Origin of the sequence: Nonomuraea sp. NPDC050783, assembly GCF_040802095.1 — a bacterium.
In the GTDB taxonomy this organism is placed as follows: Bacteria; Actinomycetota; Actinomycetes; order Streptosporangiales; family Streptosporangiaceae; genus Nonomuraea.
Genome location: NZ_JBFAHK010000011.1, coordinates 109,609 through 127,613 on the forward strand (window position 1 = coordinate 109,609; position 18,005 = coordinate 127,613).

Below are 18,005 nucleotides of genomic sequence, written 5' to 3' on the forward strand. Positions count from 1 at the left end.
GGGTAGCCGCAGGCGACATCAGTCGCACGAGGAGGCATCCATGAGCGAGTATCCGACGGGGACCGGGCGACCGGCTTCCCCACAGGAGGGAACGCTCCAACAGGGCAAGGAAGCCGCGCGCGAGGTCGCCGGCACCGCCAAGGAGGCCGCGCGCGAGGTCGCCGGCACCGCCGTGGAGCGTACGGCCCAGGTCGCGGACGAGGCCAAGGCCCAGACCCGCCGGGCCGTGGACGAGCTGCGCGACCGCGTACGGGCGCAGTCCGAGCACCAGAGCCACCGCGCGGCCCAAAGCCTGCGCCAGTGGTCGGAGGACCTGGCGGTCATGCAGGAGCACGCCAAGCCGGACTCCCCGGTGAGCAACATCGTGCGCCAGGTCGCCGACCAGGGCCAGCGGGCGGCCGACTACCTGGAGCACAACGGCCTGGCCGGCGTCGTCAGCGACGTGCAGCGCTTCGCCCGCCGCCGCCCCGCCGCGTTCCTCGCCGGGGCGCTGGCCGCGGGCTTCCTGGTGGGCCGGATCGTCAAGGCCTCGGGCGAGAGCTCCGGGACGGCGTCCCAGCCGCAGAGCGGCGGCGGCCCGCTGCCCGCCGGCGGCACCCTGCCGAGCGCCCCTGGGCCCTACGTGCCGCCCGAGCCCCTGGAGACCACGACGGCCGGCGACGCGCTCGGCCGCGAGGAGACCAGGCCGGTGACACCGCCGCCCGTCGCCCCGCCCGTCGCCCCGCCCGCCGCTCCCCCGGCCCCGCCCACCTACGGAACCGGGAGCCAGCTGCCATGACCGCGCAACCCGAGGAACCGACGCTCGGCCAGCTGGTCGGCGAGATCGGCGAGGACATCTCCAAACTGTTCCGCCAGGAGGTGGAGCTGGCCAAGGCCGAGCTCCGTCAGGAGGCCGCCAAGGCCGGCAAGGCCGCCGGGATGCTCGGCGGCGCCGGGTTCGCCGGTTACATGACCGCGCTGCTGGTGACCCTGGCCGTCATGTTCGGCCTGGGCAACGTCATGGACCTGGGGTGGGCCGCGCTCATCGTCGCGGTGATCTGGGCGATCGCCGGCGGCGTGATGTTCGCGACCGGACGCAACCGGCTGCGCGAGGTCAACCCCAAGCCCGAGCAGACCATCGAGACGCTCAAGGAGGACGCGCAATGGGCACGCGACCTGAGGAAGTAAGAAGCGAGATCGCGGCCACGCGCGCCGAGCTCGCCGCCGACGTCGACCGGCTGGCCGACCGGACCAGCCCGGCCCGCATCGCGCGGCGGCGGACCGACCGCATGCGGCAGGCGGCGCGCTCGTTCCGCGAGCGCGTGATGGGCACCCCGTCCTACGCCGCCGACCGGGCGCGCGAGGGCGCGCACCGCACCGCCGACACGGTGAGCCACGGCGCTCACCAGGCCGCCCAGACGGTCCGGGAGGGCTCGCAGCAGGCGGCGGAGAGCGTCAAGCACGGCGCGCAGCAGGCCGCCGAGGTCGTGCGGGCCGCGCCGCAGCAGGCGATGCGCGGCGCCCAGGGCAACCCGCTGGCCGCCGGGCTGATCGCGTTCGGCGCCGGGCTGCTGGCCGCCACGCTCATCCCGCGCACGCAGATGGAGGAGCAGGCCGTCGGGCAGCTCCGCGAGCAGGTCGGCGACGCGCTGGAGCCGATCAAGGAAGCCGGCCGCGAGTCCATCCAGCAGCTCGGCCAGGAGGCCAAGGAGGTGGCCGGCCAGGCCGCGCAGCAGGTGCGGCAGACCGCCGCCGAAGCCGCCGGCGCCACCGCCGAGCACGCCCGCGAGCAGGCCCGCCAGGTCGGCGAGCAGGGCCGTGACCAGGCCCGCCAGGTCGGCGAGCAGAGCCGCGGCTTCTGACGTCCGTTCCCCCGCAGCACCCGAAGGAACACCCTCATGGCCGAACGCCCCACCCGGGACACCGCGCGCGAGCCGGACGCGCCGCAGGCCCCTGAAGGACCCACAGAACTGCGCAGCCGTTCCTGGTGGGGCGTGCTGCGGCGGACCGTCAAGGAGTTCCAGGACGACAAGCTGACCGACTGGGCGGCGGCGCTGACGTACTACGCGATGCTGTCGATCTTCCCGGCGCTGCTGGCCGTGGTGTCCCTGCTCGGGGTCTTCGGCCAGTCGGTGACGCAGCCGCTGCTGGACAGCCTGAGCCCGATGGCCCCCGGCCCGGCCCGGGACATCCTCCAGCAGGTCCTGAAGGCGTTGCAGGAGCACCGGCAGGCGGCGGGCGTCGCGATGGTGATCAGCGTCGCCGTCGCCCTGTGGTCGGCCTCCGGTTACGTCGGGGCGTTCATGCGGGCCTCGAACGTCATGTACGAGATGCCCGAGGGCCGCCCGGTGTGGAAGACCCTGCCGCTGCGGCTGGCCATCACCACCGTGCTGGTGATCCTGATGGCCGTCGGCGCGGTCGCCGTGGTGCTCACCGGCGACCTCGCCGGCCAGGCCGGGGCCTTCCTGGGGATCGGCGGGACGGCGCTCACCATCTGGAGCTGGGCCAAGTGGCCCCTGCTGGTGGTGGTGGTCATCGTCGTGCTGGCCCTGCTGTACTGGTCGGCGCCGAACGTGCGGCACCCCGGGTTCCGGTGGATCACGCCCGGCAGCGCGCTGGCCGTGGTGACGTGGATCGTGGTCTCGGCCGCGTTCGCGTTCTACGTCGCGAACTTCGCCTCCTACGGCAAGACGTACGCCGCGCTCGGCGGGGTGATCGTCTTCATGATCTGGCTGTGGTTGTCCAACGTGGCCATCCTGCTCGGGGTGGAGTTCGACGCCGAGCTGGCCAGGGAGCGGGCCATCGACGCCGGGCAGCCGCCGGAGCGGGAGCCGTACGTGGAGCCGCGCGACACCCGGAAGATGGACGAGGACGAGCTGCCCTGACGCCGGGCCCGCCCGCGCCCTGGCGGTCTGCAAGCGGGGGGCAATTCCGGCGCAAGACGCCAACCGTAACGTCGGGGACGTGTTCAGACGACTGCTCCTCGGCACCGCCGCCCTCGCCGCGGCCACCACGACGACACTCACCCTCACCACTCCCGCTTCCACCACTCCTGCTTCGGCTTCCGTTTCCACCTCCACCGCCGCGCCCGGTCTCACCCTCACCTCCGTTTCCACCTCCACCGCCGCGCCCGGTCTCACTCTCACCTCCGTTTCCACCTCCACCGCCGCGCCCGGGGAAGGGGTGGCGAAGGCGCTCTTCCGCGCCTGGCTCGCCACCGACCGCAGGGCCGCGGCGAGGGTCGCCACCCCCTCCGCGGTCAGGGCCCTGTTCGGGTACGCCTACCGCGCGCCCGACCGCTTCGCCGGCTGCTCCGGCCGCGTGTGCCGGTTCGTCCACACCAGCGTCGGCGTGCCCGGCGGGCTGGACGGCCTCGCGATGGTCGTGACCGGCCGGAAGGTCACCAAGGTCTACCTGTCGCGGCACCTCACCAAGCCGCCGGCGGTGGCCCGGCACCTCTTCGCCGCCTGGCAGCGGGCCGACCGGTACAGCGGCCTGGAGGTCGCCACCACGGGCGCGGTCAGGACGCTGTTCAAGGCCAGGTACGACCCGCACGGCGTCGCCTACCACTTCCAGGGCTGCACCAAGGAGCCCCGGGGGTACGCGTGCGCCTACTCGTACGAGGGCGGTGCGATGCTCATGCACGTCCGCGGGTCGAGGACGGCCGGGTACGAGGTCCGCTCGATCAGTTACCTCGCCGACTGAGCGTCCCAGGTGTGAACGCGCCCGCCTGTGGTAGCCGGAACCCGACATCGATGAAGGCGACGACGACATGGAGGGCGGCATGGCCGAGGGGCTTCTGACCGACGAGGAGATCGACACCGCGCTGGTGGCGCTGGAGGGCTGGCGCCGCGACGGCGATGCGCTGGTCAAGGACGTTCCGGTGACGCCGGACAGCCACGGCTGGCTGACCGAGGCGGTGATGAACGAGGCCGGCGTGCTCGACCACCACCCGGACATCGAGCACACCGGGAAGGGCGTGCGCTTCCGGCTGTCCACGCACAGCGCGGGCGGGGTGACGGCGCGGGACGTGGAGCTGGCCGCCCGCATCGATCACGTCCTCGACGGCGCGGCCCGCGACCGCGGCTGACCCGGCCGGACCAGACAGAGCGGTCGTACGCGGAAATTTCGGAATTCGTCCTGGGGAGGTGTCCATCCGCGGCGTGCCCGTCCGTCGTCATTGCGTAGGGTGACTCGATCCCGTGGTCACCTCGACGCGGACACGACAGGAGCACGACCATGAAGTACATGCTGATGATGCAGGCCCCCGCCCCCGCCCCCGGCGCCGCCCCCACCGCCGCCGCCGAGACCAGCTCCCTCCCCGCCGAGGGTTGCGAGGTCTCGGACTGGATGGCCTACGACAAGGCCGTCCAGGAGGCCGGGATCTTCGTCGCCGGGCACTCGCTGGCCGACCTGACCACGGCGACGACGGTGCGGGTCGGGCCGGGCGGCGAGCGTACCGTCACCGACGGGCCGTTCGCCGAGACGCGGGAGGTTCTCGGCGGTTACTACGTCATCGACGTGCCCGACCTCGACGTGGCGATCGACTGGGCGGCCCGCTGCCCGGGCTCACGCGGTGACGGCTGGATCGTGATCCGCCCGGTGGCCGAGTTCTAGCCGGAGCCGCACGTCATGACGGAGGCGGGGACGCCGGGCGCGGGGACGCCGGGCGCGGGGACGCCGGGCGCGGGGACGCCGGGCGCGGGGACGGCGAGTGCGGGGGCCTCGGTGGAGGCGGTCTTCCGGGAGGAGCGGGGGCGGCTCCTGGCGGCCCTCGTCCGGCGCTTCGGCGACCTCGACCTGGCCGAGGAGGTGACCTCGGAAGCCATCGAGGCGGCCCTGGTCCACTGGCCGGTGGACGGCGTACCGGCCAGGCCAGGCGCGTGGCTGATGACGACCGCCCGCCGCCGCGCCGTGGACCGGCTGCGGCGCGACCAGGCGTACGCCGCGCGCCTGGCCGTCCTCCAGGTCGAGGCCGAGCGGGCGGCGCCGGCCCCGCCCGCCGACGCCGGCAGCGGCGGCGGGCTGCCCGACGAGCGGTTGCAGCTCTTCTTCACCTGCGCCCACCCCGCCCTGCCCGCCGAGGACCGCGGCGCGCTCACGCTGCGCTGCCTGGCCGGGCTGACCACCCCGGAGGTCGCACGGGCTTACCTGGTGCCGCCGGCCACCATGGCCAAGCGCATCGTGCGGGCCAAGAAGAAGATCCGCGAGGCCCGCATCCCGTTCCGGGTGCCCGACCAGGACGAGCTGCCCGAGCGGCTGCCGGGCGTGCTCCAGGTCGTCTACTCGATCTTCACCGAGGGGTACGCGGCCAGCTCGGGGCCACGCCTGCAACGGCTGGATCTGGCCGAGGAGGCCATCCGGCTGGCCCGGATCCTGCGCCGGCTGCTGCCCGCCGAGCGCGAGGTCACCGGTCTGCTGGCGCTGATGTTGCTGGTCCACGCCCGGCGGGCGGCCCGCACCGGACCCGGCGGCGAGCCGCTCCTGCTGCACGAGCAGGACCGCGGCCGCTGGGACCGGGCGATGATCGAGGAGGGGCTGGCACTGGTCCCCGCCGCACTGACCGGCACCCCGCCCGGCCCGCCCGGCCCGCCCGGACTACCCGGACTGCCCGGGCCGTACGCGGTGCAGGCCGCGATCGCCGCGCTGCACGACGAGGCGGCGGACGTCGCCACGACCGACTGGCCGCAGATCGTGGCGCTCTACGACGTGCTGCTCGCCCTGGCGCCGTCCCCGGTGGTCGAGCTGAACCGGGCGGCGGCGGTGGCGCTGCGCGACGGGCCGGAGCGGGGGCTGGCCCTGCTCGACGCGCTGGCCGGCGAGCCCCGGCTGCGCGACTACGCGCCGTACCAGACGGCCCGCGCCGACCTGCTGGAACGGCTCGGCCGCCGGGACGAGGCCGCCGTGGCCTACCGGGAGGCGCTGCGGCTGGCGGGCACCGCCCCCGAACGCGCCCGCCTCCGCCATCGCCTGGCCGCCCTCGGCCACCCGACCCCCGACGGCGACTGACCCCGACCGACGACCGGCCGGAACCTACCGACACACGGCCCGCCCGGCGACCGGCCCGACCCGACCCGACCCGACCAGCGAGCAGACCCGCCCAGCGGGCTGGGCCGGTCGCCGGGCTGGGCCGGTCGCCGGGCTGGGCCGGTCGCCGGGCTGGGTCGGGCGGCGAGCGGGGCCGGGCGGCGAGCGGGGCCGGTCGGTGAGCGGGGCCGGGCGGCGGGCTGGGCCGGGCGTCCGCGTGCGCCTGCTGGAGCAGCTCCACCGCCCCGTCGCGCCCCCTCCCGGAGGCGGGTGACGTCACGCGGTTCACCGGCTGACCGCTCGCTTGTACAGCCGCGTGGCCAGCGGCACGAACACCACCAGGAGCAGGACCGACCACAGCAGCGACACCGGCACCGCGTGCCGCAGCGGCCAGGCGTCCGGCACGGGCAGGGCCGGGCTGGTGTTGCCGAACAGGTCCCGTGCGGCCTGGACCATCGTGGAGACCGGGTTCCAGTCGGCGACCGGCCGCAGCGGGCCGGGCAGGCGGGCGCTGTCGACGAAGGCGTTGGACAGGAAGACGATCGGGAACGAGATGATGGTCACCACGTTGTTGAACACCTCGGGCGTGCGCAGGGCCAGCGCCACCGTGGCCGTCACCCAGGAGAAGGCGTAGGAGAACAGGACCAGCATCACGAAGCCGAGCGCGGCCTGCGCCGGGGAGCTGTGGACGCGCCAGCCGACCACCAGCCCGACGAGCGCCATGACGACGATGCTGACCAGGTTGATGATCACGTCGCTGACGGTCTGGCCGGTCAGCACCGCCGAGGGTGACATCGGCAGCGTGCGGAACCGGTCGAAGATGCCCTTCCGCAGGTCCTGGGTGAGGGTGTAGCCGGTGATCTGCGCGCTCATGACGATCGTCATGACGAAGATGCCGGGCAGCAGGTACTCGCCGTACGACATGCCGGGCAGGTCGACCATGCTGCCGAAGATGTAGGTGAACAGCAGCACGAACACGATCGGCAGCAGGACGACGCCGCCCAGCATGTCGGGTGCCCGGCGGATCTTCAGCGCGTTGCGCCTGGCGATCGTCATGCCGTCGGCCAGGGCCACCTGGAGAGTGTTCATCGCGCGTTCTCCTCGATCTTCTCGTCGGTCTCGTGGCCCGTGAGGGTCAGGAACACGTCGTCCAGGGTCGGACGGCGCAGGCCGGCGTCGCGCACGGCGATCCGCTCGGCGGCCAGGTGGCCGAGCGCTCTGGTCAGCGTCGCCGCGCCGTCGGCGACCGGGAACGCCACCCGCAGGGCGGCGGTGTCGACCTGCGGCGGCTCGGCGGCCAGCGGCGCCAGCGCGCGGGCGGCGGCCGCCAGGTCGGCCGCGCTCGTCACCGACAGCTCGACGCGGTCGCCGCCGACCTGGCTCTTCAGCTCGTCGGCGGTGCCGAGCGCGATGACGCGCCCGTGGTCCACCACCGCGACGCGGTCGGCGAGCCGGTCGGCCTCCTCCATGTACTGGGTGGTGAGCAGCACCGTCGTGCCCTCCGCGACCAGCTCGGCGATGACGTCCCACAGGCCCGCCCTGGCCCGCGGGTCGAGGCCGGTCGTGGGCTCGTCGAGGAACAGCACGGGCGGCTCGGCGACCAGCGCGCCGGCCAGGTCGAGCCGCCGCCGCATGCCTCCCGACCAGCCCTGCACCGGGCGGTCGGCGGCGCCGGTCAGGTCGAAGCGCTCCAGCAGCTCGCGGGCGCGCTGCCGGCTGCGCCGGGCGCCGAGGTGGTAGAGGCGGCCGACCATCTCCAGGTTCTCGGCGCCGGTGAGGTGGTCGTCCACGGCGGCGTACTGGCCGGAGGCGCCGATGCGGGCGCGCAGCAGGCGGGCGTCGCGGACGACGTCGAGCCCGGCCACCTCGGCGTGCCCGGCGTCCGGTCTCAGCAATGTGGTCAGGATGCGCACGGTGGTGGTCTTGCCGGCGCCGTTGGGGCCGAGCAGCCCGAAGACCGTCCCCTCGGGGACCGTGAGGTCCATCCCGTCGAGGGCGACCACGTCGCCGTACTTCTTGACCAGGCCGGTGGCCTTGATCGCGTCGGACATGAAAATTCTCCCGGTGGGTCAGGAACGGTGGATGACGATGTCGCCGTAGGCGGTGTGGGCGCGCACCTCGACGACGTGCTCGGCGGGGCCGGGGCCGTCGGTGGGCTCCAGGCCGACGTTTACGTGACCGTAGGTGGAGCTGACGTCCAGCCAGGCGGCGCTGCCCTCGCGGATGCCGAGGCGCAGCCCGCCGCCGGTGGTCTCCATGACGACCGAGCCGGAGACCACCTCGCCGATGCGCACGTTGCCGTACGCGGTCTTGGCGGCGACGCCGGCCAGGGCGCGCTCCACGGTGACGTCGCCGTAGGCGCTGTTGAGGCGCAGCTCGCCGGCCACCTCGCCGAGGCGCAGCTCGCCGTGGGAGGTCTTGACGACCGCCGTGCCGGCGATCTCGCCGACGCGGATGCCGCCGTTGGTGGTGGTGATCTCGGCGTGCCCGGCGGAGCGGGTGACCGAGATGTCGCCGTGGGTGCTCTTCAGCCGCAGCCGGCCGGCCTGCTCGACCTGGATGTCGCCGTAGGAGGTGGTGTGGGCGACCTCGCCGAGCGGCCCCCGGCAGTGGAGGCCGCCGGCCGTCCTGGCCTCGACGTGGGAGCCGGCGGGCAGGTCGATCGCGACCTCGACCGAGCCGCCCAGGCCGAGCAGCGAACGTGCCCAGCTCGCGGGCGACTCGACGAGCTTCCCCAGCGACAGGCCCCAGCCGGGCGCCGGGCCCGCGTCGTCCCGGCCGGCGCGGATCAGGAGCCGGCCGCCGGAGTACTCGACCCGGGTCAGGAGGGCGGCCTGCACGTCGGCGTCGTCGGACCCGTCGGCGGGGCGGACCTCGACGACGGTGTCGGCACGGTCGCTCGCGGTGATCCGGACGGTGGCGGTGGCCAGCTCGATGCTGACGTGGATGGGCTCCGGGGTGTCGAAGACCGGCATCACGTTCTCCCCGTCGTAGGGCGGTGTGGTTCTCATCAGCGCACCCAGCCGCTGTAGCGCTTGCCGGGCTGGGGCGCCGGTGCCGGACGGCCGCCCGCGCGGCGGCCGGGCCCGGCGGAGTCGAGCACGGCGGGGTCGAGCACGGCGGGGTCGAGCACGGCGGAGACGGCGCGGACCAGCCAGGCGTTGACCGACAGGCCGTCGCGGGCGGCCGCCTCCTCGATGCGCGGCTTGAGGTGCTCGGGCACCCGGAGCGAGATCCGGGAGGTGCCGCCGTCGTCGGCCTCGGGCGGTGGCGGTGGCGGTGACGGTGCGGGCGGGGGGATCGTCTCCCTTTCCTCCGCGTACGGACCGCCGCCCGGCGGTGGCGTCACGACGAAGTCGGGGTCGCGGCCGCGCAGGCGCACCTCGACCGAGCCGGGCGCGAGGTCGCGGGTGATCTCGTCCGCGGCGGCGGACAGCGCCTCCAGCAGCGCGAGCCTGGTGGCCGCCTCGACCGCGGCGGACAGGTGCTCGGCCAGCGCCCGGGCCTCCTCGCCGCCCGCGCTCGCGGCGAGGGCCAGCTCACGGCGGAGGCGATCGACATACGGTGCGAGATCCATGACGCCACTATGACATCATCATGGCGCCATCACAACCGCAAAGATGGCGCCGCATGGTGTCATGGAGACGTCGCGGACCGGCGCCCGGCAGAGATATCGGTTGCCCCAGACCGTTCGGGGGCCGAATCATGAGGTCTGTGGTGCGATTGGCGTACGGGGTCACGACGGGGCGGGGCCAGCAGGTCCGCGACGCCTCCGGGCAGGCGGTGGCGGAGCCGTCGCCCGGCAGGCCCGGCGCGCCCGTCGCGGTCGGGCCCGCCGACGCCGACCCCCGGCCCGCCGTCGCCGAGCTGAACCGGTTGCTGGCCGCCGACGGCGGTGATGTCGCGGCGGGCGCCGGGATCGAGCTGGGCGGCGGGTTCGTCTCCGCGCGACTGGAAGGGGCCCCGGGCGACCGGCGCGACGCGGTGCTGGTCGCGCTGCGCGTCCTGGGGCTGGACGGGCTCGCCCGGCTGGGCGAGCGGGCGGGCGTGCTGGTCGCGCTGTTCGGCGTGGAGGCCACCAGGCGGGTCGGCGCCGCCGCGGGGCGTGCCATCGCCGAGGAGCGCTGGGCCGCGTTGCAGCTCGCCTCCGCCGCCAGCGCCCTCCTGGGCGCCGAGCAGCTCGAACACGTCCTCGACCTGGGCAGGGCCGCCCCCTCGCCCGCCGTGGGCCCGGGATCCCGTCCCGCCGCGTCGCCCGTCGCGCCCGAGCCGCACGCCATGCCGTCCGCGCTCGCCGACCACCTGCGGCGGATCCTCGGCCCGCTCCCCCGCCACCGCCGCCTCCCCCTTCTCCTCGACCTCTGGCAGCAGGTCGCGGACCGCCAGGAGGCCGCCCGGCGGACCCGCCGCCACCTCGCCACCCAGGGCAGGCAGAACAGGCTGGAGGAGCTGCGCCGCCGCTACCTCGCCCACGAGGACGACCTCGTCGTCCGGGCGCTCCGTGCGAGCGTGGGCCACGAGCCGACCCTCGCCGACGCCGCCCGCTGGCGCCCGCCGACCTGGTACCACACCCGGCTCATGACGCGCGCGATGCACAACGCGATGGCCGCGACCGTCCTCCTCCGTACCGCCGTGGCCGTCGCCGACCACGGCGTCACCGAAGGGCTCGCCCGCTGCGCCGGCCCGATCCGCGCCGCCGCCGCCCTCATGGACGACGGGGAGGCGGGCGAGGCCGCGCGCCGCGTCCCCGGGCTGACCGGCCTGCCGGCTCGCCCCGGCTGCTACGTCCGCAACCTGGCCGCGCGGCTGGACGCTCCGCCCGAGCAGTACGTCAGGCAGCGGCTCGCCAGGGCGAGCGAGTACGCCCGCGTCGTGCTGGAGGCGATCAGCGACATGGTCTACGACGTCGCCGACGACCTGCGCGACTGGTCGCCGGCCGAGCTGCGCGACTGGCGGGCCGCGGCCGGCTACACCCCGGAGCGCCCGCCGGCCATCTGGTCCCAGCCGCCGCTCGCCGGCGAGGGCCGCCCGCCGCTCTCCGACCGCCTGGCGGCGCGGCCCGGCGTGCCGCCCGAGGAGGTCGAGACCGCCGGCGACCTGCTCTGGTACGCCGAGCTGGCCGACGCCCTGCTCCAGCTCCACGGCGGCGTCCGGGCGGAGGTCACCTTCCAGCACCCGTTCCCGTACGTCAACTGGTGGGCGCCGGACCAGGACGAGGGCCCCGCGCCCGGCCTGGACACGATCTCCTCGGCCCTGGCCGGCGCCGCCCAGCTCGTCTCGCTCGGCGCCCGGCCGTCGCCGCGCCGGTGCGCGAGCTGGCCCGACCTGGTCGGCGGGCTGAGCGCCGAGCTGGAGACCGCGCAGGGGCTCATGGCGGCGTTCCCGGTGCCCGAGCCGCTGGCCGCCGCGGACGGCACGACGATCCCGGGCACGGACCTCCGGGTGGAGTGCGCCCGCGATCCGCGCGTGCTCGCCGGCTGGTCGTCGTACATGGGCAACTGCATCGCGGGCCCTGACTACGTCGAGGAGGCCGCGAAGGGCGAGTGCGCCCTGCTGGCCCTGCGCGGCCCGGACGGCCTCGTCGTGGCCAACGCCGAGATCCGGCCGCGCCGCCTGGGCTGGCAGATCGCCGAGCTGAAGGCCAGGTTCAACGCCGAACCCGACCCGGAGCTGCGGGAGCGGCTGACCCGCTGGGTGGCGGCCCTGCCGGTGCCGCGACCGGCGGGGCCGGAGCCGGAGCCGGAGCCCGACGCCTCCGAGCTGTCCGTACGCGGGCGCCCGCCGGGCCGGCGGGGGCCGCGCCGCGCCGGCCGCGTGTTCGGCGAGCTGCGCGCTCCGCTGGCGGAGCTGGCCGGGCGCGCGCTGGCCCGCCCGGCGGCCGTGGCGGCCCTGGACACGTTACGCGCCCTGGACGCCGCCCGCCGCCTGACGCCCTCCCGTACGCTCTCCCGTACCAGCGCCGGGAGCGCCCGCCCGGTCCGGGACGAGGGCCTGGACGTGCTCACGGCGCTGCGCAGGCTGCCGTACCCGAGCGGGATGGAGCGCGCCTGCCTCGCCGCCCTGCCGGTGACGGGCCTGCCCGCCCTCTGGCAGGCCACGGGCGTGCGCCCGCTCGCCCTCGCCCTCGAAGCACTCGACCCGGAGCTGCGTGCCCGGCTCGGCGACCTGGATCCGCTGCTGGCCGACGCGCCGCTGCCGGGCCGGCTGCGCGAGCTCGCCCGGTACGGCGCGATCGCGCCCGCCCGGTCGATGGAGCTGGTCGCCCGCCGGGTCCGCGCCGCGCTGGGCCGGCTCGCCCGCGCCGCCGACCCGGCCCTGGCCCGCCAGATCGCCCGCCATCCGGACAGGGACGCCCTGTGCGCGCTGGTCATCGCCGTCACCGGCCGCCCGCCGGCCGAGCCGATGTCGCCGATCACCGCGTCTGGCGAGCATGCCGTGCCGGGCCGTCCGCGTTCGGACCTGGACGACCCCGCGGGCCCGTGGCGGCGCGCCCTGCTGGGGGCCGTCGAGCTGGGCGCCGACCTGGACGCCTTCCGCGACCGGGTGGCCGAGGGCGGGCTGCGCGTCCCGGTGTCGTGGCTCGGCGACGGCGGCTGGCCCGCCCTCTGGCAGCGCGCCTGCCGCCCCCACCGCGCCGCGCCTCCTCCCCGCCCCGACCCGTGACGGCGAGCCGCCGCTCCCCCCTACCCCTGCCCGTGGCCGATCCGGGCGGCGAGCCGCCGGCCCAGCCGCTGTCCCGGCAGCTCGACGAAGCGGTGGCTGAGCCAGGCCAGCGGCAGCAGCAGGGCGATCACGAGCACGCCGACACCGACCTGCGCCGCCGTGGGCGCCCAGCGCATCTCCCCGACCAGCTCCATCAGGACCAGCAGCAGCGGCAGGTGCACCAGGTACAACGAGTAGCTGATGACCCCGAGCCGGGTCAGCGCGGCGGGCACCCGCCGTGACCGCAGCGCCATGCCGGCGGCGAACGTGACGCCGGCCAGCACGACGGTCGCGATCCACACCGGCGGCCGCACCCACCACCAGCCGGCGCTGAGCGCCCACGCCGGCGTCGCGGCCACCAGCACCGCAGCGACGACCACCGGCCACAACGGGCCCTGCCCGCGCTCCCACCGCCGGATCGCCGTGCCGGCGAACATGACCGCCACGATCGCCGCCCCGAACCACGGCACCCGGCTGCTGAGCAGCAGCAAGCCCAGCGCCACCACCCCGACCGTCACGCTGGCGGCCCGGACGGCCCGCGCCGCCAGCACGCATCCCAGTCCGGCGGCGAGCACGCCCAGCGACGCCCACGACAGCCAGGCCCCCGACAGCGGCGCCGCCGCCCACGCCGCGCCGGTCACCGCGGCGACCCCGGCGAACAGCACCGGCAGCACGCCCCGCCCGTCGCGCACGCCCAGCACGAACAGCGCCGCCGCCAGCAGGTAGAAGACCATCTCGTACGACAGCGTCCACATGGTGTTGAGCACGCCGCCCACGCCGACCACGTCCAGCAGCATCGTGGCGTGCGCGGCCACCGCCGAGCCGTCGCGGGGCACCTCGTCCCGTACCGCGATCCACGGCGAGAGCGCCAGCGTCACCCCGATGACCGCCAGGTACAGCGGGTACAGCCGGAAGGCGCGCCCGATCCAGAACGTCCGCACGTCCCCGTGCCGCTCCAGCGAGTGCGGGATGATGTAGCCGCTGACCAGGAAGAACACCAGCACCCCGTAGACGCCCAGGTTGACGGCCGTCGGCCGGAGCCAGGGCATGGCCCACGTCGTCAGGTGCTCGCCCACCACCGCCAGCGCCCCGATGCCGCGTAGCGCGTCCAGCCAGCCGAGCCGAGCAGTCCCTTTTAAGGCGATATGAGAGGCGGCGGCGAACATGGGAGCAAACGTAGCGGATTGCGGGCCAAGCGCCCGAGGGTCCGGGTGGCGGCCGGCCGGCGCGAGCGCCCACCCCCTGATGTGCACGCTGCACACGTTGCGTATAGTGCATTCGGATTAACAGGCCATAAGGGGATAAATAGTGCATTCCGCGCCCACCTCGCGCTCTGGCGGCGGCATCGTCAGCGTGCTCGCCGTGGCCGGCATCGTCGGCTCCCTCATGCAGACGCTGGTGGTGCCGCTCGTCGGCGAGCTGCCCCGGCTGCTCGACGCGAGCGCCGCCGACACGTCCTGGGTGATCACCGTGACGTTGCTGGTGGGCGCGGTCGCCACCCCGGTGGTGGGCAAGCTCGGCGACCTGTACGGCAAGCGCCGCCTGATGCTCGCCTGCTCCGTACCGCTGGTCGCCGGGTCGGTGGTGTGCGCGCTGGCCGGCTCGCTGCCGCCGATGATCGCCGGACGCGGCCTCCAGGGACTGGGCGTCGGCATGATCCCGCTCGGCGTGAGCGCGCTGCGCGACCTGCTGCCGCCGCAGCGGATCGGCCCCGCGATCGCGCTGATGAGTTCGTCGATGGGCATCGGCGGCGCGCTCGGCCTGCCGATCTCCGCGGCTGTCGCCGAGTACGCCGACTGGCGGATGTTGTTCTGGGGCTCGGCCGCGCTGAGCCTCCTGGTGGCCGCGCTGATCTGGCTGCTCGTCCCCGCCACGCCCGCCCGCCGCCGCGGCCGGGGCCGCCTGGACCTCGCCGGCGCGGCCGGCCTCGGCGTCGCGCTGGTCTGCCTGCTGCTCGGCGTGTCCAAGGGCGCCGACTGGGGCTGGACGAGCGGCACCACGCTCGGGCTGCTCGGCGCGGCCGTCGTGGTCCTGCTCCTGTGGGGGCTGTGGGAGCTGCGCGCCCGCGACCCGCTGGTGGACCTGCGCACCACCGCCCGGCCGCAGGTCCTGCTCACCAACGCCGCCTCCGTCCTGGTCGGCTTCGCCATGTACGCCCAGTCGCTGGTCGTCATGCAGATCCTCCAGCTCCCCGAGGCCACCGGGTACGGCCTGGGCCAGTCGATGCTGGCCGCCGGGCTGTGGCTGGCCCCGTCCGGGCTGATGATGATGGCGGTCTCCTCGCTCGGCGCCCGGCTGTCGGCCGCCCGCGGGCCCAGGACGACCTTGTTCGTCGGCGCGCTGGTCATCGCCCTCGGGTACGCCTCCGCGTTCGGCCTGATGGGCTGGGCCTGGGGGCTGATGATCGCCGGCAGCGTCGGCAGCATGGGCGTCGGCCTGGCCTACGGCGCGATGCCCGCCCTGATCATGGGCGCCGTCCCGCGGCACGAGACCGCCTCCGCCAACAGCTTCAACACCCTGATGCGCTCCATCGGCACCTCGGTCTCCGCCGCCGTGGTCGGCGCCGTCCTGTCGCAGATGACGGTGACGGCGGGCGGGCACGTGCTGCCGTCGGAGTCCGGGTTCCGTACGGCGCTGCTGGTGGGCTGCGGAGTCGCCCTGGTGGCCGCCCTGGTGACGCTGGCCCTCCCCCGCTCCCGCCCCGCCCCCGCCGAGCCCCCGGCCGTCGCGACGCCGGCCCCTGCGGCCCCGGCCCCTGCGGCCTCGGTGCTCACGACACCGCGCGGCGCCCACCCGGGTCACCGAGAGCACTCAGAGCCCCCCGAGCACCTTGAGCACGCCGAGCGACCCGAACACCCCGACCACCTGGAGCGACCCGAGCGACCCGAACACCCCGACCACCTGGAGCGACCCGAGCGACCCGGACGGCCCGAACACCTGGAGCGACCCGAGCGACCCGTCCACCCTGACCACCCCGCACGCCCCACGCACCCGGAGCACCCGGAGCACCCGGGGCTCGCGGCGCTGGCGGCGCTGGCGGCGCCGCGTGGTGCGCATGCGGCGCCCCGGCCGGAGGGCGACTCGTCCGGCCCGACCACCGCACCGATCCGGCCGCCGTCGTCACCGGCGCCGACCGGGCACGAGGAGCCGGGCTCGTGGCCGGACGCGTTCCGCTCCCCTCCCTGGCGCGGCCGGCCCGCGGACGAGCGCGCCGCTCTCCCGGCGCGACCGCACGCCGAGAACGCCGAGCCACGCACCTCCGACGCCGAGCCACGCACCGCCGGCGCCGAGCCACGCACCGCCGGCGCCGAACTGCTCGCCGAGAACGCCGGCCTGCACAGGCGGAACCAGGAGCTGCGCAGGCTCAACCAGGAGCTGCACGGAGAGAACCACGAGCTGCGCGAGCAGGTCCGGGAGCTGAGCGGGGAGAACCACGGGCTGCGCGCCGAGAACGCCGAGCTGCGCAAGGAGCTCGACGTCCTCATGCAGGGCGTCTCCGCCTGGGTGAAGAGCCTGGCCGGCGGGACGGACTGACCCCGCCCCGCCCGCTGAAGCCCGCGCGCGGCCCGTGCCCGGATCGCGGCCCTGGTCGCCACCGGTGCCCGCGTCACCGCGCGGGCGCCGGGGCGGGGGTGACGCCTACGGCAGGGCGTCGATGACGGCGTCGCGCCAGTCGTAGTTCATCCAGTCGTAGTTCGCCCACATGCCTCCGGTGACGGCGGCCAGCTCGCGGTCGTCCAGCTCGCGGTCGGCCAGGTCGCGCAGGCCGTTGTCGAAGTCGTTCATCTCGGTCGGAACCTTTCCTCGGTGATGTGCCCCCACAAGGTCCCAGGCGGCACTTGTCGCGCTCTTGGCGAACACTTGTGACCGGCTGGTGCCGGAGCCGGCGCGCAGGTGAGGCTCGGGGCCGTTGGTATGTTGGGGGCTGGTGTGCCGGGAAGTCTGGTCGGCGAATCTCTGTCCGTTGAGCGAAAAGGATGAGCTCGTGCGATTCGTTGACCGGTTCGCCGCGTGAGCGTGCTGTCGTGGGTGAGCGTGGCGGTCTTCCTGGCCGCGTACACGCTGATCGCCACCGAGAAGGTCCACCGCGTGGCGGCCGCGCTCGGCGGGGCCGGGATCATGCTGCTGATCCACGCCACCGGGGGCGAGGCCGCGTTCTTCTCCCCGCACACCGGCGTCGACTGGAACGTCGTCTTCCTGCTGCTCGGGATGATGGTCATCGTCGGGGTGCTCAAGGAGACCGGTGTCTTCGAGTACCTCGCCATCTGGGCGGCCAAGCGCGCCCGCGGCCGGCCGTTCCGGCTGATGGTGCTGCTGCTGCTCATCACCGCCTCCGCCTCGGCGTTGCTGGACAACGTCACCACGGTGCTGCTCGTCGCGCCGGTGACGTTCCTGGTGTGCGCGCGGCTGGCGCTGCCCGCCGCGCCCTTCCTCATCGCCGAGGCCATGGCCTCCAACATCGGCGGCGCGGCCACGCTGGTCGGCGACCCGCCGAACATCATCATCGCCAGCCGCGGCGGGCTGACCTTCAACGACTTCCTCCTCCACATGGCCCCGATGGTCGTCGTGCTGATGGTGGTGTTCATCGGATTGTGCTGGGTGATGTTCGGGCGGCGGTTCCGCCACGACCCCGGCCGGGCCGCCGAGATCATGGCGCTGGACGAGCGGGAGGCCATCCGCGACCGGCGGCTGCTGTGGCAGTCGCTGGCGGTGCTGGCGCTGGTGATCGCGGCGTTCGTGCTGCACCCGGTGCTGCACTACGAGCCGTCGGTGGTCGCGCTGCTCGGCGCGGGCGTGCTGGTCGCGGTGACGAGGGTGACCACCGAGCAGGCCATCGCCGAGGTGGAGTGGCCCACGCTGGTGTTCTTCGCCGGGCTGTTCGTCATGGTCGGCGCGCTGGTGGAGACCGGGGTCATCGGCGCGCTGTCGCGGGCGGCCGTGTCGGCCACCGCCGGGCGGCCGGAGCTGACCACGATGGGGCTGCTCGGCGTCTCGGGGGCGCTGTCGGCGGTCGTCGACAACATCCCCTACGTCGCCACGATGAGCCCCATCGTGGAGCAGCTCGTCCACGCCGGCGGCGGCCGGGCGCTGTGGTGGGCGCTGGCCTTCGGCGCCGACCTGGGCGGCAACGCCACCGCCGTCGGCGCCGCGGCCAACGTGGTGGTGCTCGGCATCGCCGCCCGCAACGGCACCCCGATCAGCTTCTGGCAGTTCACCAAGTACGGCCTCGTCGTCACGGTGGTCACCGTCGGCCTGGTCGCGCCCTACCTGTGGCTGCGCTACCTGGGCTGATGCGC

The 18,005-nt window shown here is 75.0% G+C and carries 17 protein-coding genes; 11 read left to right on the forward strand and 6 right to left on the reverse strand.

Going from position 1 to position 18,005, the window contains the following annotated elements; all coding sequences use genetic code 11:
• Window positions 1-40 precede the first annotated feature (40 nt).
• The 8 genes from AB0H75_RS27750 to AB0H75_RS27785 all read left to right on the forward strand — a co-directional run bounded on the left by AB0H75_RS27750 (window position 41) and on the right by AB0H75_RS27785 (window position 5,988).
• Window positions 41-778, forward strand: coding sequence for a hypothetical protein (locus AB0H75_RS27750; protein WP_367801029.1), 738 nt, complete (start codon window positions 41-43; stop codon window positions 776-778).
• Window positions 775-1,167, forward strand: a complete 393-nt coding sequence (locus AB0H75_RS27755) for a phage holin family protein (protein WP_367801031.1) — start codon at window positions 775-777, stop codon at window positions 1,165-1,167. The genes AB0H75_RS27750 and AB0H75_RS27755 overlap by 4 nt, the downstream gene beginning before the upstream one ends.
• Window positions 1,143-1,841, forward strand: coding sequence for a DUF3618 domain-containing protein (locus tag AB0H75_RS27760; protein ID WP_367801033.1), 699 nt, complete (start codon window positions 1,143-1,145; stop codon window positions 1,839-1,841). The genes AB0H75_RS27755 and AB0H75_RS27760 overlap by 25 nt, the downstream gene beginning before the upstream one ends.
• Window positions 1,842-1,877: 36 nt before the next feature.
• Window positions 1,878-2,864, forward strand: a complete 987-nt coding sequence (locus tag AB0H75_RS27765) for a YihY/virulence factor BrkB family protein (protein ID WP_367801035.1) — start codon at window positions 1,878-1,880, stop codon at window positions 2,862-2,864.
• Between the two features lie 79 nt (window positions 2,865-2,943).
• Window positions 2,944-3,684 (forward strand): hypothetical protein, encoded by a 741-nt coding sequence (locus AB0H75_RS27770; protein ID WP_367801037.1) that lies wholly within the window; start codon window positions 2,944-2,946, stop codon window positions 3,682-3,684.
• Between the two features lie 79 nt (window positions 3,685-3,763).
• Window positions 3,764-4,069, forward strand: a complete 306-nt coding sequence (locus AB0H75_RS27775; protein ID WP_367801039.1) for a 4a-hydroxytetrahydrobiopterin dehydratase — start codon at window positions 3,764-3,766, stop codon at window positions 4,067-4,069.
• 149 nt (window positions 4,070-4,218) lie between these two features.
• Window positions 4,219-4,596, forward strand: a complete 378-nt coding sequence (locus AB0H75_RS27780; RefSeq protein ID WP_367801040.1) for a YciI family protein — start codon at window positions 4,219-4,221, stop codon at window positions 4,594-4,596.
• A 15-nt stretch (window positions 4,597-4,611) separates the two neighbouring features.
• The gene (locus AB0H75_RS27785) at window positions 4,612-5,988 is read left to right on the forward strand and encodes an RNA polymerase sigma factor (RefSeq protein WP_367801042.1); all 1,377 of its coding nucleotides are present in this window, start codon (window positions 4,612-4,614) and stop codon (window positions 5,986-5,988) included.
• A 303-nt stretch (window positions 5,989-6,291) separates the two neighbouring features.
• Here the strand turns inward: AB0H75_RS27785 and AB0H75_RS27790 are convergent, their stop codons facing one another.
• From AB0H75_RS27790 to AB0H75_RS27805, 4 genes are read right to left on the reverse strand one after another with little or no spacing between them, the layout of a single operon-like run.
• Window positions 6,292-7,095 (reverse strand): ABC transporter permease, encoded by an 804-nt coding sequence (locus AB0H75_RS27790; protein WP_367801044.1) that lies wholly within the window; start codon window positions 7,093-7,095, stop codon window positions 6,292-6,294.
• Window positions 7,092-8,057 carry an ATP-binding cassette domain-containing protein gene (locus tag AB0H75_RS27795; RefSeq protein WP_367801046.1) on the reverse strand — a complete coding sequence of 322 codons (966 nt, stop codon included), beginning with the start codon at window positions 8,055-8,057 and terminating at the stop codon, window positions 7,092-7,094. The genes AB0H75_RS27790 and AB0H75_RS27795 overlap by 4 nt, the downstream gene beginning before the upstream one ends.
• Before the next feature lie 18 nt (window positions 8,058-8,075).
• On the reverse strand, window positions 8,076-9,017 hold the full coding sequence (locus AB0H75_RS27800; RefSeq protein WP_367801048.1) for a DUF4097 domain-containing protein: 942 nt from the start codon (window positions 9,015-9,017) through the stop codon (window positions 8,076-8,078).
• Window positions 9,017-9,583 (reverse strand): hypothetical protein, encoded by a 567-nt coding sequence (locus AB0H75_RS27805; protein WP_367801050.1) that lies wholly within the window; start codon window positions 9,581-9,583, stop codon window positions 9,017-9,019. Before AB0H75_RS27805 ends, AB0H75_RS27800 begins: the two co-directional genes overlap by 1 nt.
• Window positions 9,584-9,720: 137 nt before the next feature.
• Between AB0H75_RS27805 and AB0H75_RS27810 the strand changes: the two genes are divergently transcribed.
• Window positions 9,721-12,669: a hypothetical protein gene (locus AB0H75_RS27810; RefSeq protein WP_367801051.1), complete on the forward strand. Its 2,949-nt coding sequence runs from the start codon at window positions 9,721-9,723 to the stop codon at window positions 12,667-12,669.
• Between the two features lie 20 nt (window positions 12,670-12,689).
• On the opposite strand, the gene AB0H75_RS27815 is transcribed toward AB0H75_RS27810, so the two are convergent.
• Window positions 12,690-13,874 (reverse strand): acyltransferase family protein, encoded by a 1,185-nt coding sequence (locus AB0H75_RS27815; protein ID WP_367801053.1) that lies wholly within the window; start codon window positions 13,872-13,874, stop codon window positions 12,690-12,692.
• A 142-nt stretch (window positions 13,875-14,016) separates the two neighbouring features.
• Between AB0H75_RS27815 and AB0H75_RS27820 the strand changes: the two genes are divergently transcribed.
• The gene (locus AB0H75_RS27820; protein ID WP_367801055.1) at window positions 14,017-16,242 is read left to right on the forward strand and encodes an MFS transporter; all 2,226 of its coding nucleotides are present in this window, start codon (window positions 14,017-14,019) and stop codon (window positions 16,240-16,242) included.
• 105 nt (window positions 16,243-16,347) lie between these two features.
• Here AB0H75_RS27820 and AB0H75_RS27825 read toward each other — a convergent pair whose 3' ends face one another.
• Entirely contained in the window at window positions 16,348-16,494 is a 147-nt protein-coding gene (locus AB0H75_RS27825; protein WP_367801056.1) for a hypothetical protein, read from the reverse strand.
• 225 nt (window positions 16,495-16,719) lie between these two features.
• On the opposite strand from AB0H75_RS27825, the gene AB0H75_RS27830 reads away from it, so the two are divergent.
• A complete protein-coding gene (locus AB0H75_RS27830; protein WP_367801058.1) occupies window positions 16,720-18,000 on the forward strand; it encodes an ArsB/NhaD family transporter in 1,281 nt (426 codons plus the stop codon).
• Window positions 18,001-18,005 lie beyond the last annotated feature (5 nt).

What these genes read in the sequence shown, in the direction of transcription:
- AB0H75_RS27750 (WP_367801029.1), top strand. Translation starts at nt 41, where the DNA reads ATGAGCGAGTATCCGACGGGGACCGGGCGACCGGCTTCCCCACAGGAG.
- AB0H75_RS27755 (WP_367801031.1), top strand. Translation starts at nt 775, where the DNA reads ATGACCGCGCAACCCGAGGAACCGACGCTCGGCCAGCTGGTCGGCGAG.
- AB0H75_RS27760 (WP_367801033.1), top strand. Translation starts at nt 1,143, where the DNA reads ATGGGCACGCGACCTGAGGAAGTAAGAAGCGAGATCGCGGCCACGCGC.
- AB0H75_RS27765 (WP_367801035.1), top strand. Translation starts at nt 1,878, where the DNA reads ATGGCCGAACGCCCCACCCGGGACACCGCGCGCGAGCCGGACGCGCCG.
- AB0H75_RS27775 (WP_367801039.1), top strand. Translation starts at nt 3,764, where the DNA reads ATGGCCGAGGGGCTTCTGACCGACGAGGAGATCGACACCGCGCTGGTG.
- AB0H75_RS27780 (WP_367801040.1), top strand. Translation starts at nt 4,219, where the DNA reads ATGAAGTACATGCTGATGATGCAGGCCCCCGCCCCCGCCCCCGGCGCC.
- AB0H75_RS27785 (WP_367801042.1), top strand. Translation starts at nt 4,612, where the DNA reads ATGACGGAGGCGGGGACGCCGGGCGCGGGGACGCCGGGCGCGGGGACG.
- AB0H75_RS27790 (WP_367801044.1), bottom strand. Translation starts at nt 7,095, where the DNA reads ATGAACACTCTCCAGGTGGCCCTGGCCGACGGCATGACGATCGCCAGG.
- AB0H75_RS27795 (WP_367801046.1), bottom strand. Translation starts at nt 8,057, where the DNA reads ATGTCCGACGCGATCAAGGCCACCGGCCTGGTCAAGAAGTACGGCGAC.
- AB0H75_RS27800 (WP_367801048.1), bottom strand. Translation starts at nt 9,017, where the DNA reads ATGAGAACCACACCGCCCTACGACGGGGAGAACGTGATGCCGGTCTTC.
- AB0H75_RS27805 (WP_367801050.1), bottom strand. Translation starts at nt 9,583, where the DNA reads ATGGATCTCGCACCGTATGTCGATCGCCTCCGCCGTGAGCTGGCCCTC.
- AB0H75_RS27815 (WP_367801053.1), bottom strand. Translation starts at nt 13,874, where the DNA reads ATGTTCGCCGCCGCCTCTCATATCGCCTTAAAAGGGACTGCTCGGCTC.
- AB0H75_RS27825 (WP_367801056.1), bottom strand. Translation starts at nt 16,494, where the DNA reads ATGAACGACTTCGACAACGGCCTGCGCGACCTGGCCGACCGCGAGCTG.